This is a genomic window from uncultured Agrobacterium sp. (assembly GCF_913777885.1).
Taxonomy (GTDB): Bacteria; Pseudomonadota; Alphaproteobacteria; order Rhizobiales; family Rhizobiaceae; genus Agrobacterium.
The window spans coordinates 137,228-143,558 of the sequence record NZ_CAJYTV010000021.1 but is presented as its reverse complement, the minus strand read 5'-3'; the positions used below and the strand labels follow the sequence as shown (position 1 = coordinate 143,558).

The 6,331-nt window shown below is 50.6% G+C and carries 4 protein-coding genes; 1 reads left to right on the top strand and 3 read right to left on the bottom strand.

Going from position 1 to position 6,331, the window contains the following annotated elements; translation table 11 throughout:
- The first annotated feature begins 15 nt into the window (after positions 1–15).
- Positions 16–438: a type II toxin-antitoxin system VapC family toxin gene (locus QZ869_RS19720; RefSeq protein WP_296106768.1), complete on the top strand. Its 423-nt coding sequence runs from the start codon at positions 16–18 to the stop codon at positions 436–438.
- A 211-nt stretch (positions 439–649) separates the two neighbouring features.
- Here QZ869_RS19720 and QZ869_RS19715 read toward each other — a convergent pair whose 3' ends face one another.
- From QZ869_RS19715 to QZ869_RS19705, 3 genes are read right to left on the bottom strand one after another with little or no spacing between them, the layout of a single operon-like run.
- Positions 650–1,888, bottom strand: a complete 1,239-nt coding sequence (locus tag QZ869_RS19715) for an MFS transporter (protein ID WP_296106765.1) — start codon at positions 1,886–1,888, stop codon at positions 650–652.
- Between the two features lie 4 nt (positions 1,889–1,892).
- The gene (locus QZ869_RS19710; protein WP_296106763.1) at positions 1,893–4,940 is read right to left on the bottom strand and encodes an amino acid adenylation domain-containing protein; all 3,048 of its coding nucleotides are present in this window, start codon (positions 4,938–4,940) and stop codon (positions 1,893–1,895) included.
- The gene (locus QZ869_RS19705; RefSeq protein ID WP_296106761.1) at positions 4,937–6,316 is read right to left on the bottom strand and encodes a hypothetical protein; all 1,380 of its coding nucleotides are present in this window, start codon (positions 6,314–6,316) and stop codon (positions 4,937–4,939) included. The genes QZ869_RS19710 and QZ869_RS19705 overlap by 4 nt, the downstream gene beginning before the upstream one ends.
- Between the last annotated feature and the right edge of the window lie 15 nt (positions 6,317–6,331).

The following is a 6,331-nucleotide window of genomic DNA, read 5'->3' as shown; positions in this document are numbered from 1 at the left end:
CGAAGTTGATCTGTCTTGAGATATTTACTCGATACAAACGTTATCTTCGAACTTCGAAAGGTCGGCGACGGTAAAGCCGATCCGAATGTAACGGCTTGGATAGGTGCGCACGATGCCCGGGATTTGTACATTTCTGCGATAACAATTCTGGAGCTTGAGCGCGGGATACTTAGCATGCAGCGCCGCGACATTGCGCAGGGCTCTCGTTTACGCGCATGGACGGATGGCTGGGTTCGCCCGGAGTTTGCTAAGCGCACAATTGTAATTGATGATGCGGTTGCTACTCGTTGCGCCCATTTGCATGTACCATATCGCCGTAATGAAGCTGATGCAATCATTGCCGCCACGGCGCTTGTCCACGGGCTTGCGGTGGTGACGCGGAACATTCAGGATTTCCAGGGAACAGGGGTAGTCCTTGTGGACCCGTGGAACGTATGAGACCAGGACCGCAGGGGCCCGGATCGTCGCGGCGAGGTGGGCAGTAACTGGCGTGTCGCCGGTTCATATCCCTTCAAGGCGGCTCATAGTCTACTCGCGCTAACTCCCGTGTGGGGATTAGATTTCTTCACTGTAGACGCGACCAGAAGGGTTGTCGCTGCAGAAGAATAACTAGCGCTAGCTAGCTAGTTCCAATTGATGGAGAGTGTCATCATTCACGTTTTAGCACACTGAGGATTAACGGCCCGCCGATACAAAGGACTACGCCAGCAACACACATCGCCGATCCGGCGCTTGAAAGGTCAGCCATAGCACCCCAAACCATGCCTCCAACAGCGTTCGTGGTAAAAAGAATAAATAAGTAGATTGCCATGATTCTCGCTCTAAACTCCTTAGGCGCTAGATGCTGGACGTCAGAGTTGACGATCGAAGCAGCCGAGGTCCAGGTAGCTCCAACGAGGAATGACAGCACCAGTAATACGGGGTGGTTAACGGTTGTACTGATCAATATGATCGTGAAGCTCGTTAAGAGGCAGCAGATAAACAAAATTTTGAAATCGGAATCCTTATGGCGGAATTTGATTACGACAGTAGTTCCAACGGCCGCGCCGCAGCCATACGCTGCTAACAAGAGTCCGTACAAAATGGCTCCGGATCCCCACGTCTCATTGGATAGTATAGGGAGCAAGGTGAAGAATGAGCTCGAGGCAGTTGCCAGTATGAGAAGAAGGGTTAGCCTAGTTCTTAAACGTAGATCACGCGCGGCCACCCGCATGCCATCTAAGATGTCTTTAAGAAGCGAGTTGCGTAGCTCTGCCGTTCCAGCCCCTCTCTGGAAGACTGGAAGCTTGGTTGCTGCATACAGGAGGGGCAGAGCAAATAGCGCGTACGTAAAAAAGACCGGTGCAGTTCCGTACCTGCTGATGATGAAGCCGCCAATAGCGGGGCCTATCGCTCTGGCAATTTGAAACGACAGTCCGTTCAACGTGACGACTGCCTCGAGGTCCTTTGCTGGAACCAGATCCGGCAGCGATGCATGCCAGCTTGGGGAAGAGAACGAATCCAGAGCGCTAATGCAAAAAACGGAGAAAAGCAGTAGCCCTACCGACGCCGCTCCGAACGAAACGAAAACTCCTAAAGCTATACCGGCGACCGCTTGAGCCGCTATGCAGACCATGACGATGTGGCGACGGCTGATGCGATCAGCTATTGCCCCCGACGGAAGCAAGAACATTGCCGGTGGGATATTTGGGACAACAAAAGCGAGAGCAATTACCAACTTTGAATCGGTAAGTTGAACAAGCAGCCACCCGACCGCTACGATCTGCATCCAGGTTCCAATATGCTGTAGTAAAGTTGCAAACCACAGGTGGCACCAGCGTCGATGTCTCAATGACCACCAGATCGTCTGACCAAATATTCTTTCGATCCTGCGCGCGTGACTTTTCATACGTTCAGCAGGCCTTTAAGGGTCTGTCTGGGTCGCTAGCTATATCGAACACGAGCAAAAGGAAATTATCCCAAAGCTGTCCAATGTCGGAGCCGGAGAAGATGTCTTCCCTAAAGAAGATGTCAAAAACAAACGTGTCGCCCGTATCCTCGACGTCGAGAAATAAAGCCCCCCTCATAGGAATTTTAGGCTTGGGAAAAGATCGAATTGAAACGCCGGGAGGCTGGATAATTCGGAAGTCAAAGTTGTTGAAAGTCAACATGGCATGGGTGCTAGGGGCCGACTGCATCGCTCTAACCTCTGTTACACTATCTGCTATGAGGGTAAATGGCACGTCCTGCCGCTGAAGGCCCTGAACCGCTACCTCTCGGGTCGCATCCACTAGCTGTTTGAGCGTCATTCGGTCATCCACCATGGTTCGTAAAAGAAGGACGTTATCAAATAAACCAACAGTTCGGCGAAAGCGGGCATGTGACCGACCGGCAGCAGCGCATCCTACAGTCACTCCGGCGTCCACAGGGCGACGTAAGAAAAGCAACCCGTTAAATGCTGCCAGAAATAGCATGAAGATCGAGCATTTTCTGTGCTTCGAACCGAGCCGCACCAACTCTGAATCGTCACCTGAAATTATGAAACGACACTTTGCTGAGCTGTAAGGGGGCACCTCCGGCTTGGCTTGCAATGGCCCGCACGCCCCTCGTAGCTGCTCCTTCCAGTACCTCAAGTCCGCTTCGTAATCTCGATACAACTCGATCCCGCGCCGCCAAGCTTCAAATTCGGCATATCCTGCGGGTGGTGCAGGGAGGGCTTTGCCACCAACTATACATGTATAGAGCTGAAACAGCTCTGACTTCACCAGAGCTGCAGACCAGCCATCGCACACCATGTGATTGATTGTGATGATCAGCGCCGCACGATGTTGAGATAATTGGACGAGGATTGCCCGGAATGGGGCCTCGTCGCACAAGTTAAAGGCTCTACCGGCTTCGCTTTCCATCAGAGCGCTTATAAACTCGTCCTCTTCAGCTTTATCCGGTTTTCCATTGTACGCTGGTCGCTCCACGAAGACCGACACATCGCCAGAGATCTCGAATCTAGGCACGGAGTCAGGCCTGATCCTTGTATTTAGAATTGGATGCCGCTCAAGTACGAGATGGATCGCTCTTTCCAACGCCTCGTCATTTAAAGTCCCGACTATCGTCAAACCAAAGCAAATGTTTTGGTTGCTGGCACGCACGTTAAAATCAGGTCTCCTCAGTAGTCTCAGTTGTGGAGGAGCAAGGTCCCAAAAACGTGGATTATGAGCGATGATTGGATGCGGCGGCGTCGCTAAAGATGAGGATGACACCTCGCTGACCGCTCGAACAGTCAATCCGCCGAAGAATTTGCTGAGCGATATAGATACACCCAGTTCCTCTTCTTGCCGCAAAGAGATTTGCAAAGCAGAAAGCGAGTCACCCCCCAGATCTAAGAAATCGGTATCGTAATTAGTGACTGGGACATCTAAAAATTCCTGCCATATGGCCGCTACACGATCCGCGGCGTTGTTCACCTCGCCGTCGCCTCGAGCAATATCTGTCTCTTGAGAACGTCGGAGCGCGGCTAGGTCGACTTTCCCATTTGGCCGCAAGGGAATGCTGTCAAGTTGGAAAAAAGCGTTTGGAATTATACTGGAAGGAATGCTCTGGGCTAAATATTCGCGCAGCAGTGAAGCATGCAAAGGTTTGTCTGCGAGGAAAAAAGCTATAAGTTGTTCCGCGATTGAAGTCTTTTGCACGACGACAATAGCGCGTGAGACTCCCGGATACCGTTGAAGCGCGAGTTCAATTTCTGCAGGTTCAACCCTTATCCCCCTAAACTTAATCTGATGGTCTAACCTGCCGAGGAAAACTATGGTTCCGTCACTGAGTCTCTCCCCCAGGTCGCCAGTATGATACTGACGATGACCAGCTTCGTCTTTCTTAAATTTTGCCGACGTCAAAGCAGGGTCGTTCCAATATCCAATAGCTAATTTCGAGCTCTGGATAACGATTTCGCCGCGCTCCGCTTCAGCACCTCCCTCGTTTTTGATCAACACGTGAAAGCCACTTAGCGGACGACCCACCGGGATATTCTCCCCAATTGGATGGCTTAAGGGCATGTGATGTTGTAGCGCTACTGTGCATTCGGTAGGGCCGAAGCCGTTTACCACTGTGCATCCGGATGGAAGTCTTTTTTGCGCGAGTCGAAAGTGCCTCGGTGTCAATTCCTCTCCTCCAAAAACGGCAAGTCGAAGTGCGTTTACTGGGCTGTGAGAGATGCTAAAAACAGCATCAAAAAGAGTAGGAGTTGAATGCCAGATAGTGCAACCAAAATTCGCGCATTGCTCTAAAATCTTTTTAAATCCAAGTCTTCTCACCGGAAGAATGCAGAGAGAAGCGCCGCTGAGCAAAGATGCAAATATGTCCATCACTGCGGCATCAAAAGCGTACGAAGGCAAAAGAGTAAGCCGATCAGATGACTCTATACGAAGCGCGTCAACATAAGAGCCAATAATCCCGACAACATTTCGGTTTGCTTGCATGACTCCCTTTGGTGCTCCAGTAGTACCCGAAGTATACAATATATAAGCAAGTGAATCCCCGTCCCCAGAAGGCGCTAAGGGCGGCGAATTCTCCAAGATTTTTTCGATTACAATGACTGGTAACGAGAGTGCCGCCTCTGTGACCAACTGTAGACACTGGTTGTCACATAAGACAAGGTCGACGCTGCTGTCAGTTGCGATGAAGCGCAATCGCTCCGCCGGAGACGTTGGATCTACAGGCACGTATGCGGCTCCCACCAGCAATGTTCCGACCAGCGACGCAATCATGCGCTCATTCTGTTCAAATACGAGAAGCACTCTCTTTGGTGAGGGCTGTGTAATTTTGATCTGATGTGCGACGTAATAAACTGCATCCATGAACTGCCTGTAATTCCATTCACCGTCACTCCATCGTATCGCTGATGCGTTGGGGTGGTGAGAAGCAGTAAGGAGTATATTATGGGCGAGCAGATGTGATGGCGAACTCATTGCAGCACCTCACCAACATGGGAACTTCCTGTGCGTTTATGCAGATCTATCCATCCGACATTAGTCGCGATTGTCGAGAGTTCACGCGATGCCTCGGAAAATGTCGTCAGACCCATCGCTTCCACCGCTTTCGATAAGGGGAATGGCTTCGAGCGCATAAGTGTCATAGCTTCAATGGGATCATAAGATCGATCTACTAGGTCCATCCCGAATCCGTGAAGTGGCGGAACTGCAAGCTGCTCGTTGACGTCATCGAATCCTAGCACTTCGCGCACCACATCTGCGATGATTTTGTGGAAAAGCGGATAATATCCGATTTGCCACGTACCACCGAGGGCTCGGATATGCGGCAGAATTGAGAGAGCGGCGAACGTGAGAAACAAGCCAGGCAAAAGAAGCCCTTTTGCAAGACCATTGTAAACTTCGGATGGACACAGTGCTATGGAATTCGCGTTGTTGCCCTCTTCAACAAGATGGTGATCTTTCAAAACCATCCTTCTCACGCGCTGATTTCTGGTAGTCCAAAAAAAGCTGGTACTGTCCCGCAACATATTGCCATACGGCGCAGACTTATGGTCGCGCTGTATCCAGATAAATTTTTCCCTGACAACGGGGTCAAACAACAAGCGGAATATCAGACTTTGATCATCGACCACGTGGAGAGCGATCAGGCGTGCGACAAACCGGTCATCAATGAAAATTGGTTGAGGTGAGCTGTGTGGCGTCCATCGATCAAAGAACATAGTATTTGCGTTTGTAATGAGGTCTGCGGCCGACGATCCCGCAGCTTTGCTTAACGTGTCAAAGATATCTGCTCGAAGACGCTTATCAATGCCACTGTTTCGAAGCACATTGCTCAACTCGTCTGCGCTGAATCCATGCACACTCTGCAAACAAACAGTGCTAGTGGCCGCCAACACCTCGCGCCGTAGCTCAAAGATTTTGACCGGGTGACCTTCAACTGGCATCCAGCCTGGGCCACGTTTAGCAGAGGTTTCAAGCTTGACGGTTGAACAATTGTACACAAGAAAACGAGATTTTCCCGCCATGTTCGCGCCGTGCCAAGTTAAGCCCCAAGCCCAGAAGGTCTGAGGATCAAGCAGTAATTGGCAGTGAGGTCCCGTTTGGATGGCTGGAAATTGGTCAAAGTCCAATTCATCGAACGTGCAGTCTTTTCCGGACCGCTCCAAATGCAAACGAATAGCGTGGTAAAGCTTTTGTTTTGATCGTTTTCCCTCTTCCGAGAGGGGGGTATCGCTCTGCTTGAACATGCTAAGGACATATTCAGAGAGTGGCCGTCTCCAAAACTGCTTAAACATGCCCAACAGTTTAGGATCAACTTGATCGAGTACTTGTAGATAAGGAGGAGTGAACACGAGAATCACCTCCGT